The organism is Piscibacillus sp. B03 (genome assembly GCF_052246295.1).
Taxonomy (GTDB): domain Bacteria; phylum Bacillota; class Bacilli; order Bacillales; family Alkalibacillaceae; genus Piscibacillus.
On record NZ_JBQQCO010000032.1, the window covers coordinates 1 to 21,293 of the forward strand.

The following is a 21,293-nucleotide window of genomic DNA, read 5'->3' on the forward strand; positions in this document are numbered from 1 at the left end:
TGAGCAATGTAATGGAGAAATGTATCCTGTTGAATATATTGATGTTAGAGGTAAAACGCATACATTCAAAGGTAAGCACTAACCCAAAAGAGGACCGGACGTGGTTTTTACGTCCGGTTTTTCTTATATTCAATATTCGGAATCATTTAGTTGCGAATTATACCCACTAAGGGTATAATGCAAGCAAGTAAGATACAACACTAGGGAGTGATAGAATGGATCATCACAAAAAAGAGCCGCATTCTGACCAGGAGGAAAATCATAATCATCATAGTCAGGAAGAGCATAGCCATCACGACCATCATGATTATAAAAATCACGATGAGTCTCATGATGAACTTGAGCACGATAATCATGGCCACGGTGCACATGACCATCACGGACATATGGTGACGGAATTCCGGAATAAGTTTTTTGTTGTTTTAATATTCACCATTCCGATCCTTCTCCTGTCTCCAATGATTCAGGATTTTATGGGAGTCGACTGGCGCTTTACAGGGGATATCTATATTCTAGCTGCCCTGTCCACATTCGTTTATTTCTATGGCGGCTGGCCTTTCCTCAAGGGTGCTTTTGATGAACTGAAAAACAGAGAACCCGGGATGATGACACTGATTGCTATGGCCATCTCCATCGCATTCTTCTACAGCCTAGCTGTCGTATTTGGGTTTAACGGGGAGCAGCTTTTCTGGGAACTGGCAACCCTGGTACTGATCATGCTTCTGGGCCACTGGATTGAAATGCGATCGATCAATAATGCATCCAAAGCTCTGGAGTCACTTGCATCCCTGATGCCGAACACAGCAAATCGTATTGCTGAGAATGGTGAGACGGAAGAAGTGCAGGTTGATGCTATCAAAGCAGGGGATCTGCTCTTGGTCAAACCGGGAGAAAAGATGCCATTGGATGGAAAGATCGTTAAAGGAAAATCCCAAATCGATGAATCCATGCTGACAGGTGAGTCCGTTCCCGTAACCAAATCTGTTAATGACGAGGTCATCGGTGGATCGATCAATAGGGAAGGCTCACTTACAATAGAAGTAGAAAAACTGATGGATGAGTCCTACTTGAACCAGGTCATCGAAATGGTCAAAGAATCCCAGAAGACAAAATCCAAAACGCAGGACATCACGAATCAGGCGGCCAAATGGCTGTTTTATATCGCTTTGGCTGCTGGTATTATCACCTTTATTGTTTGGATAAGTATCGGAGCCACTGTAGATACGGCCATACAAAGAACAGTGACCGTCATGGTTATCACCTGCCCGCATGCTTTAGGTCTCGCAGCGCCCCTGGTCATCTCTGTTTCTACTGCTTTATCTGCGAAGCATGGTCTGTTGATTCGCAAACGTCCTCAGTTCGAACGGGCCCGGAATATTGATGCGGTAATTTTCGATAAAACTGGTACGTTAACTGAAGGTAAATTTGGAGTAACAGACGTGCAAACTTTCAGTGATATGGACGAAAATAAGATACTAAGCTATGCAGCGACAGTAGAGAATGACTCTGAGCATCCCATTGCTACGGGAATAATCAATGAAGCAAAGAAAAGGAAACTGAAACTGCATGAAATGACACATTTCAATTCTATTACCGGCGTGGGAATTGAAGGGACAATTGATAACAGGAATATCAAAGTTGTAAGTCCCGGGTATATCAGTGAACAAGGTATCAGCTTTGACGATCAGAATTTCAACAAATGGTCCGAACAGGGTAAGACGGTTGTGTTCCTGATCATTGATGAAGAACTGTCAGGCGCCATCGCATTGGCAGATAAAATCAAAGAGAGCTCAAAACAGACGGTTGAACAATTGCACAAGCGAAATATCAAGGCCATCATGCTCACTGGAGACAACCGGAAAGTGGCGAATTACGTTGCAGAACAAATCGGGATTGATGAAGTCTATGCAGAAGTTCTGCCGGATCAGAAGGCAGAGAAAGTGACGGAAATTCAAAAGCGTGGTTTAGTGGTTGCAATGACCGGGGACGGTATTAATGATGCGCCGGCCTTGACGAAAGCAGATGTTGGCATTGCGGTAGGGGCAGGGACAGATATCGCTATGGATAGTGCAGATATCGTTCTTGTGGACAGCAATCCGAAAGATATACTGGCCATATTCAGCCTTTCCAAACGGACCTTTAATAAACTGGTTCAGAACTTGATATGGGCAACCGGCTACAACATTTTTGCCATCCCATTGGCTGCAGGCGTTCTGGCTCCTTGGGGCATTGTACTCAGCCCGGCTGTCGGTGCAATACTGATGAGCTTAAGCACCATCATCGTAGCAATCAATGCGCAATTGCTACATCGATTCGAAATGGATTAAAGTAAACTTATTTGAAGTATTATAGAGATAATATTTTTTATAAGAAGTGAAAATTATGCAATATATTATGGAAGGAAGGCGATTGCAATTTCGACTTCCTTCTTAATTTTATAAATTCTCTTACTTGTTTTTAACATTTTGGTATATTGGATTAATAACATATGGCCAATAATAAAGAGTCTATCCGTTTTGGATAGACTCTTTATTCATCGTTGAAAATATTTAGAGTTATTCAACAGGCGCCAATTCGCTTTCAATTACCCATTTATGATTTTGTACTTCTTCTCCAGTATCTGTTGTGACAAAGTCTACCATGTAAACTGTTGTCTGTTCAGCTGAATCAATCGTAGCAGTGGCACCTTCCATACCTTCCATATGCGTGGCATTCATTACTACCTCATCCCCTGGTTCTAAGGGGGCTTCACCCGGATTTTCCAATTCTTCGTGGATGACCCATTTATGATCTTCTACTGGTTCTCCACCATTTGTTGGTGTATACGATACGGAATAAACCGTTGTATCAAAGGCTCCGGAGATGGTTGCTTCAGCGCCATACATACCTCGCATGTGATCGGCTTCAATAATTGCTTGGCTCCCTACTTCGTATGTAGGATTTTCTGCTTCTTTCAAATCTTCAGGCACTTCACCAGAACTCGACATTTCCCCAGCGGAATGGTTCATATGTCCACCGGAATGTGGCTCAGACTGCATATTCATGTGGTCCTCAGAATGGGATTCGGACTGCATATTATAACGGTGCAGTCTTTCTTTCAGCTCTTCCTTTGTCAGACCATTGATGTATTTCGCCTTGTCCCCATCTTCATTGACTTCATAGTAGTAGTGGCTACGAGCTCCGTTATAAGGGTAACCCAATTCATCTTCCAATTCTTTTTCAGTCAAACCATCAATGTACTGCGTTTTGTTTCCATGCGCATCGACTTCGTAGTAGTAATAACTTCCATCTTCATGGGCGGCAGTATCTGTACTACCTGCATTTGCTGCTCCTGGACTAAGCCCCAACGCTAATGCGAAAATCATTGCACCTGATAAAGAAATTCTTTGAAGTTGTCTCATCTACCTAGCCAGTTTACGTGCAGATTCAATGAAAAGTGGATGTACTTAGAAAATATGGGTCTTCGGAATATATAGTGGAATTACTTTTTTAATAGTTTAAAACAACTGGTGTTTAAATCGGATTTTCTAGTGGGATGTTAGGACAATCAATAGTATTATAAAAGTATCAATCACATACGAGTGATACGTTGGGAAAAAAATAAAATAGTCCAATTTACTTGACCGTGTATTATGGTACACGGTTTATAATATTCATGGGGTGAAATAAGATGATTTACCGCATTAGTGAGTTTGCAGAAAAATGTGGCGTTAATAAAGAAACGATTAGATATTACGAGCGAAAAAATTTACTACAAGAACCTCACCGAACGGAAGCTGGTTATCGGATATATTCATATGATGACGTTAAGCGTGTTGGGTTTATTAAACGAATACAGGAACTTGGATTTTCTTTAAACGAGATTTATAAATTACTTGGTGTTGTAGATAAAGATGAAGTTCGTTGTCAAGATATGTTCGAATTTGTTTCTAAAAAACAAAAGGAAGTTCAAAAACAAATAGAGGATTTAAAACGAATTGAAACTATGTTAGACGACTTAAAACAACGATGTCCAGATGAAAAGCAATTACATTCGTGTCCAATAATAGAAACATTAACATGAGAGATTAACGAAAGGGGCTTTATTATGAATAAATTTAAGGTAAACATTCAAGGAATGACCTGTGCGGGTTGTGAAAAACACGTTGAATCAGCACTTGAAAAGATAGGTGCTAAAAATATTGAGTCTAGTTTTCGTCGTGGTGAAGCAGTATTTGAACTACCCAATGATATTGAGGTTGAAAGTGCAATAAAGGTGATTGATGAAGCAAATTACAAAGCCAGAGAAATTGAAGAAGTATCGTCACAAGAAAACGTGGCGTTAAGTAATGAAGACAATTATGACCTTCTTATTATTGGTTCTGGTGCTGCTGCCTTTTCATCGGCAATTAAAGCTATAGAATACGGTGCAAAAGTTGGAATGATTGAGCGTGGAACGGTTGGGGGAACCTGTGTGAATATTGGCTGTGTTCCGTCAAAAACTCTTCTTAGGGCAGGGGAAATCAATCATTTATCAAAAGACAACCCGTTTATAGGTTTACAAACATCCGCTGGAGAAGTGGATTTAGCTAGTTTAATCACGCAAAAGGATAAATTGGTGAGCGAACTTCGGAATCAAAAATATGTGGATTTAATTGATGAATATAATTTTGATTTAATTAAAGGTGAAGCAAAATTCGTTGATGCTAGTACGGTTGAGGTCAATGGGGCAAAGTTATCTGCAAAACGCTTTTTAATTGCAACAGGTGCATCTCCTTCGTTGCCCCAAATTTCAGGACTTGAAGAAATGGACTATTTAACTAGTACAACACTTCTTGAGTTAAAGAAAATACCAAAACGATTAACTGTAATTGGTTCAGGATACATTGGAATGGAGCTTGGACAACTATTTCATCATTTAGGTTCAGAAATAACGCTTATGCAAAGAAGTGAGCGACTTTTAAAGGAGTATGATCCTGAGATTTCAGAGTCAGTTGAAAAAGCGTTAATTGAACAGGGTATAAACCTTGTCAAAGGGGCAACTTTTGAGCGTGTTGTACAAAGTGGAGAGATAAAAAAGGTTTACGTAACAGTAAATGGCAGTAAAGAAGTTATTGAATCAGATCAGTTACTTGTTGCCACTGGAAGAAAACCAAATACGGATTCTTTAAATTTAAGTGCGGCAGGTGTTGAAACCGGAAAAAATAATGAAATCCTGATCAATGATTTTGGTCAAACAAGTAATGAAAAGATTTATGCAGCAGGAGATGTGACGTTAGGACCGCAATTTGTATATGTAGCAGCCTATGAAGGTGGAATTATTACTGATAATGCTATCGGTGGGTTAAACAAAAAAATAGATTTATCGGTAGTCCCTGCTGTTACGTTTACGAATCCAACGGTTGCAACGGTTGGTTTAACAGAAGAACAAGCAAAAGAGAAAGGGTATGATGTGAAGACATCTGTATTACCTTTAGATGCTGTTCCAAGAGCAATTGTAAACCGTGAAACAACCGGTGTATTTAAACTAGTAGCAGATGCAGAAACACTAAAAGTATTAGGGGTTCATATTGTATCTGAGAATGCAGGAAATGTCATCTATGCAGCATCATTAGCTGTTAAATTTGGCTTAACGATAGAAGATTTAACAGAAACCCTAGCACCATATTTAACAATGGCTGAAGGGCTAAAATTAGCTGCACTTACGTTCGATAAAGATGTTTCGAAATTATCTTGTTGTGCAGGCTAAGGGAACTTTTTTTACAATTCCCTATTCAAGTGAACCAGCTAATACTGTACTAAAGTGTGCAGTAGTTTAGCAAAGTCTACAAAAGGATTTCATACACTATTTTGCGATCACCCATTATATAAATGCTTTAAGGGATTTTCTAAGTGCATTTGTGGTCACAAAATAATTTAACACTGATGATTTCGACATCAAATCTATATTTGATACCTTAACACCGCAGAGTAATAAAGGATGAACAATATGTCAGACTTATTATCCCTACCAGACATTAAAACAATAGAATCACCACAAGAAAATGAAACCGATATGATGTTTAAAGTTGAAGCAGTCGGACCACCTGAACGTTGTCCTGAATGTGGTTTTGACAAGTTGTACAAACACAGTTCAAGAAATCAACTAATTATGGATTTGCCCATTCGTTTAAAGCGAGTGGGCTTACAATTGAACCGTAGACGATACAAATGTCGTGAATGCGAATCTACCTTCTGGGAACGCCTAGTATCTGTAGATGAAAAGCGTAGTATGACCAAAAGGCTTTTAAAGTCTATTCAAGAGCAATCCATGTCTAAGACCTTTGTAGAAGTCGCAGAAAGCGTTGGCGTTGACGAGAAAACTATTAGGAACGTTTTTAAGGACTATGTGGCACTCAAAGAACGTGAATACCAGTTTGAAACTCCTAAGTGGCTTGGGATAGACGAGATACATATTATCCGAAGACCTCGGCTTGTATTGACTAATATTGAACGCAGGACTATTTATGACATCAAGCCTAACCGTAACAAGGAAACAGTCATCCAACGTCTTTCAGAAATCAGTGACAGGACTTATATTGAGTACGTCACAATGGATATGTGGAAGCCCTACAAAGACGCAGTGAACACTATCCTTCCACACGCTAAAGTGGTCGTAGATAAGTTTCATGTAATTAGAATGGCTAATCAAGCCTTAGATAACGTCAGAAAGTCTTTGAAAGCTCATATGAGCCAAAAAGAAAGACGTACCCTTATGCGTGAAAGGTTTATCCTTCTAAAGCGTAAACACGATCTAAATGAACGTGAATCATTCCTCTTAGAGACTTGGTTAGGTAATCTTCCTGCCTTAAAAGGGTACCGTCAAGAAGTCTGTGTAAATGGCACTCGCTAACTTCGTTAGCGTAAGGAGGTTTTATATGGAGCAGCGGGCATGATAGCCTAAGGTGAAGCCAACGATCTTTTTATAATCTGGCGGCTTGGCTATCAAATCATGCCCGTAGAGGCTCCATGTCAAACCGACGGTGCCAAGGCAAGGGCCATCTAATTAACTACATATTAGTTTGTCTTCTCATACTTCTCTTCGAACATTTGGTTAAGTTCTTCAGCGGCTGATCGAAACTCATTTACTCTTGATTTCTTTTCATTATAATCTTTGGCAACAAGGTAAATGATTTTTTCAACAGCCTTTTCACTAGGTAAACTATTCATAGTTTTTGTGCGTTTTTTAACTTCCTTGATGGTTCTTTCAATTGTATTCGTTGTATAAATCATGGGTTGAATGACTTTAGGGTAATCAAGAAAAGTTAATAGAACTGATAGTTCTTCTTCCCATGATGTCACAACTTTTGGGTAGATTGTATTCCAGGTTTCTTTAAAAGTCTTAAATTCTTCTAAAGCCTCATTTTTAGTATTAGCTCGATACACTTTTTTGAGGTCTGATGTTACCTTTTTTTGATCGTTCTTACGAATTTTTTTATGATAGTTTTTTTAAAATTTAGCTTTAGGATAAATTTAGTACTTTTAAGTTAAATTAGATTAATCTGTTAAAGTATTAACTATTTTCGAATATTTTAAAGGATATGTACGGATGTTAGATAAATAAAAAGGGATTTCACATAGAAGTTAAGCTAAGGATGTTTAACGATACTATATCCGAACAATCTCTTCTATTTCACGTTTAACCCGTGTCACTGATTTCGTTATAATTAATTATGGCAAAACGTTGTGGCATAAAAACTTAAAAATGCCACACGATAAGGACTAACAGTAGTCGTGAAGGAGTAGATCAATGAATTGGTATGAAAAGCTTAATCAGTATTTTCCTGTAGAAGAAATGAAGTCTAAAAAGCACTTTGAGACCTTGTTGAAAGAAAAGGGTGACGTTTATCATAAAGATGAAGGAGAATATCATGTAATGATGTACGCTGAGTTTGATTCCTTTCTCTTTATTGATTATGTCTATGTCTCACCACAATCGAGAGGTCAAGGCATTGGAAGCAAACTGATGGAAAAGCTGAAAGCAAAAGGAAAGCCTATTATATTAGAAGTGGAACCGATCGATTATGATGATACGGACACAGAGAAACGTTTACATTTCTATCATAGAGAAGGCTTTAAACATGCACAGTCAATTGGTTATACGAGAAAATCGTTGGCTACACAAGAGTTAAATACTTTAGAAATTCTATACTGGGCACCTGATCAAGAGTCTGAAGAAGTCATTTACGAGAAGATGAAAGAAATGTATGAAGAAATTCATACTTACAAAGACGAAGAAATTTACGGTGAGGCATATCAACCTGTAGAAGAAGTATTAACGATTGATAAAACTCGAGATGTAGATTTGTTTGAAGATATTAAAAAACCTAAAGGTGTATAATAGAAGCTGCTCCTTATGTGGAGCGGCTTTTCATTTTTAGACAGAAATACATAAAAAAATTTGGATATTTTTATAGTTTTTTCATGATAAACGGTTTATTATTTTTAAAGTAGGGTAAAACATAACTATACATAATTTAATCAATTGGTTAAATGTGAATATTTTTTTACAATTACATCTATATCCTATCGAAAAACTTGACATTAAGATATAATAAGATTGAAAGGTAATTTAGATTTATTATAAAGTAATAATGGTTAAAAAACAATTTTTATAGATACCTTTCCAAAGGAGGGTGAATGGCATGGTAACGTTATTTACATCACCAAGCTGTACATCTTGTAGAAAAGCTCGAGCATGGTTAGAGGAACACGAAATACCATATAAGGAGCGAAACATTTTCTCAGATAGTCTTTCAGAAGATGAAATTAAGGAAATTTTAAGAATGACTGAAGACGGAACTGATGAGATTATTTCAACTCGTTCTAAAGTATTTCAATCGTTAGATGTAAGCCTTGACCAGATGCCGCTAAAAGATTTAATTTCATTAATTCAGCAAAATCCTGGCTTGCTAAGACGTCCAATAATTTTAGATGACAAACGTCTTCAAGTAGGTTACAACGAAGATGAAATACGTCGTTTCTTACCTAGAAAAGTACGTTCATTTCAGCTTAGAGAGGCTCAACGTTTAGTTAACTAGATATAAAAAAAACCGAATCTTAATGAGATTCGGTTTTTTTTATATATTTTCTTTGCCTAATTTGGAACTAAATGTCTAAAAAGTAATTGTTAAAAATAGATGGACCCACTATACTAATTTCTTTGATATTTAAATGAAATACCAATTAAGCAGACCATGATGACAAATACTAAAGGCAGCATAAGATGTTCATTCGGCATGTAAGTGAATGCCTGTTCTAGACGTTCTTCTTTTAAAATTAATTCTGCACTCGTGTAGGCTAATAATGACGCTCCAGCATAGACGATAATTGGGTATTTATTCATTATCATTAAAATGATTTTGCTACCGAAGATAATTATGGGAACAGAAACAGCAAGTCCAAATATGATTAATAATACGTTTTGATTTGAGGCAGCTGCAATAGCTAAAACATTATCGAAGCTCATGATTAGGTCGGCTACTACGATCGTCTTAACAGCACCTATTAAGTTTGTTGATGATTCCACTTCTACATGATCATCATCTTCTGTTAAGAGTTTGACAGCAATGTAAAGTAGAAATAACCCACCTACTAACTGTACGTAAGGAATAGTTAATAAGTATATGGCAATACCGGCTAAAGCTACCCTAATTAGAATCGCCAAGCTTGTCCCTAAGACAATTGCCCTATTTTGGTGATGTTTAGGTAAATTACGACTAGCCATGGCAATGACGACAGCATTATCACCGCCTAAGATTAAATCTAGACCAATAATAATAAGAACCGCTTTTAATAAATCCCAGTTAAGATCAATGAATAATAATTCCATAAAAAACCTCCAAAATAAGTAGTGACAAATTCTAAAAATTAGTTTAAAATCATAGACTAAATAAAATTAAAGCAGAAAGTTTGTCCAACATTTAAACGTGTAATATACTCTAAATATATTCATAACTAGGGCAAATATGGATTTAATTTTTTACTTGTCAAAAGCATTTTCATTTTTAGACTACCTATCATAAAATATGATAAAGAGGTACAGCTTATGAAAATGATTGATAAAAGTTAAAAACGGGTAAACATTTAGTAACAAAAAGTCTTTCCCAGCACAATTAATTAATGAAGGGAGAGGAAAGAGGATGGAAATAGAACGTATTAATGAGAATACTCTCAAATTTTATATCTCGTATCATGACATTGAAGAACGAGGCTTCAATCGTGAAGACATCTGGTATAATCGCGAAAAAGGAGAACAGCTTTTTTGGGAAATGATGGATGAAGTTAACGATGAAGAAGATTTCAATATAGATGGACCATTATGGATTCAAGTTCAAGCTTTAGATAAAGGGTTAGAAATTGTGGTGACAAAAGCCCAAGTGTCTAAAGATGGTGAGAAACTAGAATTTCAAGGTGATGATGGGAATCCAATTCAACATAACCTTGAAGAGAAGTTGGAATCTCTAATGGAACAAAGGCCAGCTAGTAGACGTAAATCAAAAAAGACTTATCGCCCACAACATGACACTTCAAATGATCAAGAAGCGGATGATTTAGATATTGTCGTTACATTTAATGACATTGAAGATGTTATTTCGCTAAGCCATTCTTTAACTGATAGTCGTTTTATTGATGATCGTTTATATGCCTTTGAAAACCAGTATTATTTATTCGTTGCATTTCCAGAAGGTTACCTAAGCGAAGATGAACAAGAAAATTATATCAGCCATATTCTTGAGTTTGGTGAAGAAACAAATGTGTCTGTCCATTATCTAATGGAATACGGTCATGAGGTTTTCGGTGACCAGGCGTTAAAACAGTTAAAATCAAAGTTTAATCTTCAATAATTATAAGGGCACTGTAATTGAGACAGTGCTCTTTTTTAGTTGCAAACTGGTAAAAAATTCTGTATCTTTAATTTAGGTCTTTAGGTCGAAACGAAGTAAAGGATGAAAGTGAATGCTGAAATGGATTCAGGTTCTCATATTTCTAGTCATCGTATCAGCTATATTTTATTTATCTTACAATATATGGGAAGGTCGAATCATAACGACTTTCTCAATTTTCTTATCTATTTCTGCTGTATTAATTGGGTTTATTATCTTTATCGAAAATCGCAACCCATCTGAGACGTTGAACTGGTTACTCGTTTTCGCTTTGTTTCCTGTTTTAGGCTTTTTTTTCTACTTATTATTTGGACGAAATTATAAAAAGAAAAAACAGTTTAAAGAAAAGCAGGCACTTGATGAAGTGGCTTTTAATAGAGTTGAGGGACAAAGAATCATCAGTGACCATGAATTAAATCAGATGGGTGATCACCAAAAGATGTTGTTTCGTCTTGCACAACATTTGGGGAATTCACCCATCTCTTTTAATACTGAAACGAAAGTGTTAACAAATGGACGTGAAACATTTCCAGCTATTTTAGAAGAACTAGAAAAAGCAGAGCATCATATTCATTTAGAGTACTATATCGTTAGGGATGATGAGATAGGGAATCAGATAAAGGATTTACTCATTAAAAAAGCAAAAGAAGGCGTTGAAGTAAGGTTTCTTTACGATGCTGTAGGAAGTTGGAAATTGTCTGAGTCTTATAAATCTGATTTGAGGAAAGCGGGAGTACAAATTGAAGCCTTCTCTCCAGTTAAGTTACCTTTTATAGGTAACAGGATTAACTTTAGAAATCATCGGAAGATAATCGTGATTGATGGCAGAATAGGTTTTGTCGGTGGTCTGAATATTGGGGATGAGTATTTAGGAAAAGTATCTTATTTTGGTGATTGGCGTGATACACACCTATATGTCAGAGGAGAAGCTGTAAGAAGCCTTCAAACGATTTTTCTGCAAGATTGGAAATACGAAACAGATGAACATTTATTGAAGTCTGAGTATTTATCGCCGGAAATATTAGAAGGTAATTACGGTGGCGTTCAAATGATTACAAGCGGCCCTGACAATCAATGGGAGACGATTAAGAAATTATATTTCTCAATGATTATTTCCGCTAAGAAATCAATTTGGATTGCTTCCCCTTATATCATTCCGGATGATGATATTTTAACAGCGATGAAGGTTGCAAGTTTAAGTGGCGTAGATGTTCGCCTGTTAGTTCCTAGAAAACCCGATAAACGAATCGTTTTTCACGCTTCTCGGTCTTATTTCCCAGAATTAATGGAGGCTGGAATTCGAATCTTTGAATATGAAGAGGGTTTTATGCACAGTAAAGTTGTAGTGATTGACCACGAATTGGCTTCCATTGGAACTTCAAATATGGATATGAGAAGTTTTCATTTAAATTTTGAAGTTAATGCGTTTTTGTTCAGAACAGAGAGTACTAATAAGTTAGTTGCAGATTTTAAGGAAGATTTCCTTAAATCAAGAGAGTTAGATCTTGAACGATTCAAGAATCGGTCTATATTCTTACGAGTGATGGAATCCTTGTTTAGACTACTTTCCCCGTTACTATGAATTGTAAGGGGCGAGGTTATGTTAAAAGCACTAGATACTAAAGGTAAAGAAGTTGTGGCGTATAATCGATCTAAACAAGAACTACAGATTATGCGCCAACAATCTCATTATTGTCCAGAATGCCATGAGAGAGTAATTTTAAAAGCAGGCACAGTTGTCATTCCTCATTTTGCTCACGACAATAGAGTCAATTGCTCCCACCAAGGTGAATCCAAAACCCATTTAGAAGGAAAGCTTAAGCTTTATCAATGGTGTGTTAATCAAAGATTGTATGCTAAATTAGAACATTATATCCCATCTATTGAACAACGGGCTGATGTTATGGTGAAGTTAGCTAATCGTTGGATTGCGTTGGAATATCAATGCTCACCTATTTCTACTTCTAGTCTTATAGATAGAACGTTAGGACTATCCTCAAAAGGGGTTTACCCCTTATGGATTTTTGGTCCAAGTTATTTAGACATGAATCAACATGATGTATATTGGAATACAACTTTAAGATCAGCTGTGCAATATAATCATAAAGCTAATCAAGACCAGTTATTGTTTTATAATCCAAAATCCAATCTTTTTACCATCGCTACTCACTTATACAATGCTAAGGCAAAAGCAACAGCTCATTTAAGGCGAATTCCTTTAGAACAATTAACTTGGAAAACCTTATACTTACCTACACAACCCTCAAAATACAAACTTTATAAACAGTGGTCAAAAGAGAAAAAGTTATTCAGAAGTGCACTAAGGCGATTTCCTTCTAAATATGATGAGAGCTTAATGAAACAACTTTACTATCAAAATCTTCACCCTCAAAACCTACCATCATGTGTATACTTACCTATCAAAAACTCTAACCGGTTACTTGTACCTGACTATTTATGGCAAACTAAAATTGTATTATTCTTAAAACAAAAAAAGGTAGGAGAGTGTATTCAGTTTATTAACCTTCTCAATCTGACACGTATGTATTTTAAGGATACGATAGAATGTATTTATCCTAGATGCAGTACCCATCCTCTATTAGAATACCTTGAATTATTATGTCAATTAGGGTATTTGACCTCACAAGATTGTAAAACATTTTATAAAGAAAAAGAGTTTGAGTTTTATAACACATTAGAACAAGCACTCTACGGTGACGAGGTCACATTAAAAAAGCTATTAAATTTTTAAAATTTTTACAATAGTTTTTACAGAATGCATTTTTTTCTATAAAATGAAGTTGTGTGAAAAAATATTTGGGGAGGTTACATATCGTGACTGAAACGGCTACAGGTTTAAAAACAAGGGAAGAGGTACCAGAACATCTGACATGGGATTTAGAAGCAATTTTCCCAACAGATGACGACTGGGAAAAAGAATTTGAAGCTCTTAAGCTAGATTTTCCGAAGATTGAACAATACAAAGGAAAGATTGCAGAGTCATCGGAGAAATTATTAGCAGTCTTAAAATTTGAAGATGAAATTCGTATTCGTCTTGAAAAGCTTTACGTATATGCTCATATGCGTTCAGATCAAGATACGGCTAATAGCAAGTACCAAGACCAAAATGCAAGGGCTCAAAGTCTTGCAACACACATGATGAGTGCATTTAGCTTTGTAACTCCAGAAATCTTATCAATGACAGATGAACAGATTGAAAGTTTTCTTAAGCAAAACGATGAACTTAAGCACTATGAGAAGACATTACGTGATGTAATGAAATCTCGTCCTCATGTATTAAGTGATAAAGAAGAGGCGTTATTAGCTGAAGTTTCTGAAGTGACATCAGCTCCTGCAAACGCTTTTGGAATGCTAAACAATGCGGATATCGAATTTCCAACAATTAAAGATGAGAATGGTGAAGAAGTACAATTATCTCACGGACGTTATCGTGATTTCTTAGATTCTAAAGATCGTAATGTGCGTAAAAGTGCTTTCGATGCTATGTATAAAACTTTTGGTCAGTACCGTAATACGTTTGCGGCAACATTATCAGGCCAAATAAAGAAAGATAATTTTGTAGCTAAGACGAGAAATTACGAATCTGCAAGAGAAGCTGCATTAGACAGAAATAATATTCCTGAAACAGTTTATGATAACTTAGTTGAAGCCATCAACGAACGCCTTCCTGCTTTACAGCGTTATATGGAAGTTAAAAAGAAGGCTCTAGATTTAGATGAATTGCATATGTATGACATTTATGCACCTCTTGTAGATGAGAAGATTTCCGTAACCATTGATGAAGCAAAAGACTATGTATTAAAAGGTTTAAAACCACTAGGTGAAGAGTATACTAACATCTTGCAAAAAGCATATGATGAGCGTTGGATTGACTGGTTAGAAACTAAAGGAAAACGAAGTGGTGCTTATTCATCCGGTAGTTACTTAACGAATCCATATATCTTGATGAATTGGCAGGATAATGTTGATAACATGTTTACACTGGCACATGAATTAGGTCACTCACTTCACAGTTATTATACACGTGAGAACCAATCCCCTCGCTATGGTGATTACTCAATCTTTGTGGCTGAGGTTGCTTCAACTGCCAATGAAGCACTATTAAATGATTATTTATTAAAAACGCTTGATGATAAGAAGAAAAAATTATATCTATTAAACAACTTCTTAGAAGGATTCCGTGCAACGGTTTATCGTCAGACGATGTTCGCTGAATTTGAGCATGAAATTCATAAGCGCGACCAAAATGGTGAAGCTTTAACAGCTGATAAATTAACATCGATTTATTATGAATTAAATAAGAAATATTTTGGTGAAGGTGTAGAAGTTGACGAATCAATTGGATTAGAATGGGCTAGAATCCCTCACTTCTATATGGGTTATTATGTGTATCAGTATGCTACGGGTTACTCAGCAGCTACTGCATTAGCACATAAAATCCTTGAAGAAGGCGACCCTGCTGTTGAACGTTATAAAAACTATCTAAAAGCAGGTAATAGTGAAGATCCGATTGATGTTCTTAAGAAAGCGGGAGTGGATATGACAACGAAAGCTCCAATCCTTGCAGCACTTGATGTATTTGAAGAGAAGTTGAATGAGTTTGAACAATTACTAAACGAATAGTTTTATAGACAGACACGCAACTCCTTTTCATGAACATGAATTGGAGCTTGCGTGTTTTTAAATTTTTATGTTGAGAAAATAAAAAGGCAATCTTGTTAACTTTGGGATTACCTTTGTTCTAATAACTTAAAATCTTTTAATCGAATTTTTTTGAAAGATCACATAAAAAAATAGAAAAAGGGTTAAAAATAAAAACGGAATAGAAACAATTTTAGGCACCAGATTCATCATGCCCAATAGATTTAATGTGAATGCTCCCAAGATTAATAGTAGCCAAAACAATACTGTTAACATATTCATCACCTTTTCCTATCAAATACAATTGATCTGCTACTACATCATATGTGATGGATATGTGATTAGAATAAAAAAGGTTCTATTTCAAATGTGGTGGTGTAAAAATTACACCATCCACTTTTTATCCTTTTAATGATTATATTTAACATCGCTCCATCAAAATGCTTCGCTTTCCGCGGGCACGGCTCGAGCCTCCTCGGCCCAAAGAGCGGGGCCTGTGGGGTCTCGAGACTCGTGCTGTTCCCGCAGGAGTCTACGCATTTTGATTCCGCTTAGTGCGACTCACCTAACACAAAAGTGGTTTTATGCTCTTTATTCTGTTATAGATGCTTTATTGAATGATTGTAGCATCAATTGGTGCCATAAAACCTTCGACGCAACCTTTCAAATGATTTAATACCATATCAATCATATCGCCTCTCTTTTTTCTAGTGTTTTCGTCGACTTTAGGCTAACAAGAGATGGCGAATGAGTGTATTTTTTTGTTTTGAATGTGATGTTCAACTTCATCTTTTTATACAGATGAGAATGTGACGAGCGATAGGCGGCGACGCCAGTGGGAACAGCACGAGCTGAAGATCCACTGGGGAAAGCGTATTTCTTTCCACAGTTAGCTGAAGCCGTGCCCACGGCAAGCGTCCGCCGATAGCGAGTCACAAACCAACGGTTCAATCATCAATCTCTCAACATAATTGTTGTGACAATGGACACCACCACATTTAGTATAGAGCCAGTTTTTTTTTAAGATTTGGTTCAGCTCGGAATTAAGACACAAGAAAATTCCTTCATATCAAAATTCCTTTAATATTACCATCATTTTAGAAAAAACCTCCCCTCAACATATAGTCTTTTCTCCTCAATCAAGTTATACTAATATTTGGAATAGTTAGCAAAACAAACATATGAGGAGCAACGGTCATGAAATCCTTTCTAGATCATTATTGGACTTGGATTCTTTTATTTATGGTTGGCTTAAATCTCGTACTCTGTTTATTGATTCTTGAATTAAACTCAGAAGGGATTGTAGCACTCGTTTTTGGTGGAATAGGCTTTTTAGCTCTTCTTTATTTAACCTTGATAGATTATAAGAAACGAAAGGACGATTAGGTTGGGGAAAGTAAGGGATGCTTTGATCTTCACTTTCTTTGTCGCGGGTTCGATCTGGGTTCTTTATATGCAAATGACGACTAGCTCTGAACCATATCAAGCCGTTGAAAAGGCCGCTGACAAGGAAGGCGTTGACCTTAGTGATACGGTTATTACGCATTTAGTCGATGATTGTGCGTATACATTGTATTACACGAATGACTCTTATGGATTCGCGTTATCAGAGAAAAATTTGTTCGGATGGAAAGTGGTAGATTTTGTTGATGGGTTACCTCTAGATAAATCGTTAGCGAATCAAGGGTATGCCTTCAGCAAGACGCTTGGGATTATCCACGGGATTGTGGATTCTTTCGTTGAGCATGTTCAGATTGATGGTAGTGAATGAAAAACAAATCCAAGAAACAGTCGTCCATTTCGAGGGAACTCTAAGCCCCATGACCATTAGTATGGATTTACCTATGTATCAAAACTTAAAAGAAGAAAAAATGTACATTCAAACAGACATTCTAGTAGAAAACTTAGGTATGTTCATGCCATTACCTGAAGATGCAAAAGGTAAGTTAATCGAAGTTGATATGGCTGATGTTGAAGGTATGGAAGAAGAAGAAATGGATATTGATGAGCTAACTGAACAAGTACAAAGCATTGTAAATGATTTCATCGATGAAAAAAGTGAAGATGACTTTACTGAAGAAGATGGAACTTATATCGTAACATTTACTAAAGATGATTTAGCTAATTTAGTTGGTAAAATCGCATCTGAAGTAGATGATACAATTACTGATGAAGAACTTCAAGAAGGTATTGATGAAATCAATACTGCTTTAGAGGACATTGACTTAAATACATTCGAAATCCACATGACAATGGATGGCGATCAAGTTAAGAGCCAGAAGTTTGTATTAGATGCTGGTTTCGAAGCTGAAGGTAACGCTGTACAGCTAGAATTAACAGCTGACACTGTTTACAACAGCATCAACGAAGATGTTGAATTCACAATCAACCCTGAAGATAGCGAAATTATGCCAATGGAAGAATTTGAGCAGCTAATGATGGGCGGAAAGGAATATTAATTTAAGTAAACTCACCTGAGCAGGTGAGCTAACCACTTAAAAAGAGCCAGTTAATCCGGTTCTTTTTTATGTTTTATTATTGAAATTCGGGCAAAAATAAGATGCAATAATGTTAAGCCCAAAGCAATACATTTAAGTGTGACTAGCCGAATTCGGTATAATGTTTATGTGGATTTTTAAGTACAAGGAGAAGGAGAAGGCGAAATATATGAAGAACAGTATGCATTTATACTTGAAAGACTTAAAAAACATTTCAACAAACTGGGTAGCCGCGATTTTAATTGGTGGATTAATGATACTTCCGTCATTGTATGCGTGGATGAATATTGAAGCATCTTGGGACCCATATGGACAGACGGATCAAATTAAAGTCGGTGTTGTCAATAATGATACAGGGTCTACAGTGCGTGATGAAGAGATCCATGTAGGAAATGAATTAGTCGAACAACTAAAAGATAATGATTCAATGGACTGGCAGTTTGTCGATGAAGAGACAGCCATGGATAAAGTAGAATATGGAGACTACTATGCCGTCATTGTGATTCCCGATGACTTTTCTGAGAAATTGGGGACTGTGATTAATGATCAACCCACAAAAGCCGAAGTTAATTATTATGTGAATGAAAAAATTAACGCGATTGCTCCGAAGATTACCGATAAAGGAGCTACCACAATCGTTGAGGAAATAAGCTCAAGCTTTATCTCAACTGTCAATGGCGTAATTTTTGATATGTTTAATCAACTTGGCCATGAATTACAAAGCTCTCTACCTGATATAAGGCAATTCGAGGATTATGTTTTTACAATTGAAGAAAAGTTACCTGAAATAAAAGAGGTTTTGGACGAATCACTCTCTGATGCTGAAAACGCCGAGGTCATGATCCATGATGCTCTTAACCTTATTCCACGCGTAGAAGAAGCGTCTAATCAAGGGCTTTCGACAGTAAACGAGACCTTGAATTTTATTAATGATGCAGAAGAACGTTTAGATGAGATAGCACCACGAGTGAACGAGGATTTGAACACCATCCAACAGGCCATTCAAGATACGAATGAGTTTTTAGAATCCGTTGAACCATCTTCAATGGATTTACTGGATATGAACGAGCAAATGAACAATTGGAATGAACAAATTAATAGTACGGTTACATCTATTGAAACAGTAGAGGAAATTTTACAACAAATTCAAGAAGAACAGGAATCTGGTGAGGATTCGGGAGAAGATTCAGGTCAATCAGAAGAGAATAATCAAGAACAGATTGAAAATGCATTAAATGAACTGGCAGCAATGAAAGCTACCTTACAAGAATTGCAAAAACAACTTAATCAAGTTGATGAGATGATTGCGGAACATAATCAAGAGTTAGAAGATATGATGGCTAACTTACGAGAAACGGCTCAATTCACGAATGAGCGATTGGATGCTTTTATTACCGAATATAAAGAAACGATTGAACCTCGTGTTAGAGAAGAAATTCAACATGCAAAAAGTTCATTAGAATCGGCGAAAAGCATTTTAACCAAGGTTCAAAATACGATTCCAGAAGCACAAAACATATTAAATCGAACCGCAACTAATTTAGCAGATGGTGAAGATTTATTAGAGAGTGTTTTAGCGGAATATCCGTATATTAATACGAAAATAAATGAACTGGCTGATGAGATCCGTCAGATCCAAGGAGAAACGGATTTAGAGGAAATTATCGAGCTATTAGAAAACGATCCTGAAGCAGGGGAAAGCTTTTTTGAAGAACCCGTCAAGCTGAATCAAAACAAACTGTTTCCTATTGAAAATTATGGTACAGGCATGACACCGTTTTATACCGTATTGGCGATATGGGTTGGTGGATTATTATTGGTTTCTTTATTGGCAACCGATCCGCATCACATAGAACCGTATACAGGAAGACAGATTTACTTTGGCAGATTATTGACCTTTGTCACGATTGGCATGATTCAAACCATCATTGTGACATTAGGTGATATGTATCTACTGGGTGTAAATGTCCAAGAACCAGTTTGGTTTATATTATTTGGGCTTTTATCGAGCTTTGTGTTTATCACCATTGTTTATACTTTAGTGTCGGTGTTTGGTGATATTGGAAAAGCTTTAGCTATTGTTTTCCTTGTTTTACAAATCGCAGGTGCTGGAGGAACGTATCCAGTGGATTTATTACCAGAATTCTTTCAATCCATTCATTCTTTCCTTCCTTTCACCTATGCGATTAACTTGATGCGTGAAGCTGTGGGAGGAATTGTTTGGACTAAAGTACAACATGATGCAGCGATCCTTTCGACATTTGGACTAGTGGCATTACTTGTGGGCGCCCTATTTAAAGCGCGTTTGAACAAGTATACACACCAATTAATGAAGAAGTCGAGAGAAACGGGATTGTTTCATTAACTTTAAATGAATTTTTAATAACTGAAAATAATAAGTAAGTTAAAGAATGGGCTACCTTAACAGTTGGTAGCCCATTTTTCTCATTTCCATTATATATGATCGTTTAAAAGTCTATTACTAGGTTTTTCTATGTTTATCATTAATTCAAGTTTATTATTCTGCAAATGTATGATTTCCAATTTCAGTGACTGTCTCACGAGTAAAAATCCACTCATTGGTAGCTATATCAGGATTATAATAATAGGTTGAACCTTGTGTTGGGTCATAACCATTAACCGCGTCCATTACAGCTTGATAAGCAACGGGACTTGGTGGAAGATTATATTGTCCATCATGGACGGCAGTGAAAGCATTCTGTTGTAATATAACATTGCGAATCGTATTAGGGAAGTGAACTGAACCTTCTCGGTTTAAAATAACGGCTGCCACGGCCACCTTACCCTCATAGGATTCACCTCTTGCTTCACCATGTACAACCCTTGCCATCATCTCAACATTGTCAATTTGATATCGCGTCTTAGTTCCAACAATTCCGTCCACCCAAAGATTGGCATCATATTGGAAATCTTTAACCGCTCTTTCGGTTAAAGGGCCGAAATATCCCGTAGGTTCGACGTTTAAATATCCCATTCTATACAATTTCCCTTGAAGATCTTGTACTTCTTGTCCCGTATTTCCATATTCTAAAGTAGTCGATGCCTGAACCTCGGTATCATTTCCCATTAACAACATTCCTAATAAGAAAAACCGGACGTAAAAACCACGTCCGGTCCTCTTTTGGGTTAGTGCTTACCTTTGAATGTATGCGTTTTACCTCTAACATCAATATATTCAACAGGATACATTTCTCCATTACATTGCTCA

Annotated in this window: 16 protein-coding genes and 2 pseudogenes; 14 read left to right on the forward strand and 4 right to left on the reverse strand. The window is 36.6% G+C overall.

Annotated elements, in window-relative coordinates; all coding sequences use genetic code 11:
- Positions 1 to 215 precede the first annotated feature (215 nt).
- Positions 216 to 2,327, forward strand: coding sequence for a copper-translocating P-type ATPase (locus tag ACTWQB_RS15370; RefSeq protein WP_443140066.1), 2,112 nt, complete (start codon positions 216 to 218; stop codon positions 2,325 to 2,327).
- Positions 2,328 to 2,555: 228 nt separating this feature from the next.
- On the opposite strand, the gene ACTWQB_RS15375 is transcribed toward ACTWQB_RS15370, so the two are convergent.
- On the reverse strand, positions 2,556 to 3,089 hold the full coding sequence (locus tag ACTWQB_RS15375) for a YdhK family protein (protein WP_443140080.1): 534 nt from the start codon (positions 3,087 to 3,089) through the stop codon (positions 2,556 to 2,558).
- Between the two features lie 581 nt (positions 3,090 to 3,670).
- Here ACTWQB_RS15375 and merR point away from each other — a divergent pair.
- From merR to ACTWQB_RS15390, 3 genes and pseudogenes are all read left to right on the forward strand, one after another.
- Positions 3,671 to 4,063 (forward strand): Hg(II)-responsive transcriptional regulator, encoded by a 393-nt coding sequence (merR, locus tag ACTWQB_RS15380; RefSeq protein ID WP_017186745.1) that lies wholly within the window; start codon positions 3,671 to 3,673, stop codon positions 4,061 to 4,063.
- Between the two features lie 24 nt (positions 4,064 to 4,087).
- Positions 4,088 to 5,728, forward strand: a complete 1,641-nt coding sequence (gene merA / locus ACTWQB_RS15385) for a mercury(II) reductase (protein ID WP_443140067.1) — start codon at positions 4,088 to 4,090, stop codon at positions 5,726 to 5,728.
- A 240-nt stretch (positions 5,729 to 5,968) separates the two neighbouring features.
- A pseudogene (locus ACTWQB_RS15390) lies at positions 5,969 to 6,832 on the forward strand (ISL3 family transposase); the annotation flags it as partial.
- Positions 6,833 to 7,035: 203 nt separating this feature from the next.
- On the opposite strand, the pseudogene ACTWQB_RS15395 reads toward ACTWQB_RS15390, so the two are convergent.
- Positions 7,036 to 7,467: pseudogene (locus ACTWQB_RS15395) on the reverse strand (transposase); the annotation flags it as partial.
- Between the two features lie 301 nt (positions 7,468 to 7,768).
- On the opposite strand from ACTWQB_RS15395, the gene ACTWQB_RS15400 reads away from it, so the two are divergent.
- On the forward strand, positions 7,769 to 8,359 hold the full coding sequence (locus ACTWQB_RS15400; protein ID WP_443140068.1) for a GNAT family N-acetyltransferase: 591 nt from the start codon (positions 7,769 to 7,771) through the stop codon (positions 8,357 to 8,359).
- Between the two features lie 304 nt (positions 8,360 to 8,663).
- Positions 8,664 to 9,059 (forward strand): transcriptional regulator SpxA, encoded by a 396-nt coding sequence (gene spxA, locus ACTWQB_RS15405; RefSeq protein WP_443140069.1) that lies wholly within the window; start codon positions 8,664 to 8,666, stop codon positions 9,057 to 9,059.
- 113 nt (positions 9,060 to 9,172) lie between these two features.
- Here spxA and ACTWQB_RS15410 read toward each other — a convergent pair whose 3' ends face one another.
- On the reverse strand, positions 9,173 to 9,850 hold the full coding sequence (locus ACTWQB_RS15410; protein ID WP_443140070.1) for a TerC family protein: 678 nt from the start codon (positions 9,848 to 9,850) through the stop codon (positions 9,173 to 9,175).
- A 310-nt stretch (positions 9,851 to 10,160) separates the two neighbouring features.
- On the opposite strand from ACTWQB_RS15410, the gene mecA reads away from it, so the two are divergent.
- From mecA to ACTWQB_RS15450, 8 genes are all read left to right on the forward strand, one after another.
- Positions 10,161 to 10,865: an adaptor protein MecA gene (gene mecA / locus ACTWQB_RS15415; RefSeq protein ID WP_443140071.1), complete on the forward strand. Its 705-nt coding sequence runs from the start codon at positions 10,161 to 10,163 to the stop codon at positions 10,863 to 10,865.
- Positions 10,866 to 10,977: 112 nt separating this feature from the next.
- The gene (cls, locus tag ACTWQB_RS15420; RefSeq protein ID WP_443140072.1) at positions 10,978 to 12,486 is read left to right on the forward strand and encodes a cardiolipin synthase; all 1,509 of its coding nucleotides are present in this window, start codon (positions 10,978 to 10,980) and stop codon (positions 12,484 to 12,486) included.
- Positions 12,487 to 12,504: 18 nt separating this feature from the next.
- Positions 12,505 to 13,656, forward strand: a complete 1,152-nt coding sequence (locus tag ACTWQB_RS15425) for a competence protein CoiA (protein WP_443140073.1) — start codon at positions 12,505 to 12,507, stop codon at positions 13,654 to 13,656.
- Between the two features lie 83 nt (positions 13,657 to 13,739).
- Positions 13,740 to 15,548 carry an oligoendopeptidase F gene (gene pepF, locus ACTWQB_RS15430; protein ID WP_443140074.1) on the forward strand — a complete coding sequence of 603 codons (1,809 nt, stop codon included), beginning with the start codon at positions 13,740 to 13,742 and terminating at the stop codon, positions 15,546 to 15,548.
- A gap of 1,215 nt (positions 15,549 to 16,763) precedes the next feature.
- Entirely contained in the window at positions 16,764 to 16,952 is a 189-nt protein-coding gene (locus tag ACTWQB_RS15435; RefSeq protein ID WP_443140075.1) for a hypothetical protein, read from the forward strand.
- 1 nt (position 16,953) lies between these two features.
- Positions 16,954 to 17,337 carry a hypothetical protein gene (locus tag ACTWQB_RS15440; protein ID WP_443140076.1) on the forward strand — a complete coding sequence of 128 codons (384 nt, stop codon included), beginning with the start codon at positions 16,954 to 16,956 and terminating at the stop codon, positions 17,335 to 17,337.
- Positions 17,330 to 18,025: a hypothetical protein gene (locus ACTWQB_RS15445; RefSeq protein ID WP_443140077.1), complete on the forward strand. Its 696-nt coding sequence runs from the start codon at positions 17,330 to 17,332 to the stop codon at positions 18,023 to 18,025. Before ACTWQB_RS15440 ends, ACTWQB_RS15445 begins: the two co-directional genes overlap by 8 nt.
- 208 nt (positions 18,026 to 18,233) lie before the next feature.
- Positions 18,234 to 20,429 (forward strand): YhgE/Pip family protein, encoded by a 2,196-nt coding sequence (locus ACTWQB_RS15450; protein ID WP_443140078.1) that lies wholly within the window; start codon positions 18,234 to 18,236, stop codon positions 20,427 to 20,429.
- A 153-nt stretch (positions 20,430 to 20,582) separates the two neighbouring features.
- On the opposite strand, the gene ACTWQB_RS15455 is transcribed toward ACTWQB_RS15450, so the two are convergent.
- Positions 20,583 to 21,152: a cell wall hydrolase gene (locus ACTWQB_RS15455; RefSeq protein ID WP_443140079.1), complete on the reverse strand. Its 570-nt coding sequence runs from the start codon at positions 21,150 to 21,152 to the stop codon at positions 20,583 to 20,585.
- Positions 21,153 to 21,293 lie beyond the last annotated feature (141 nt).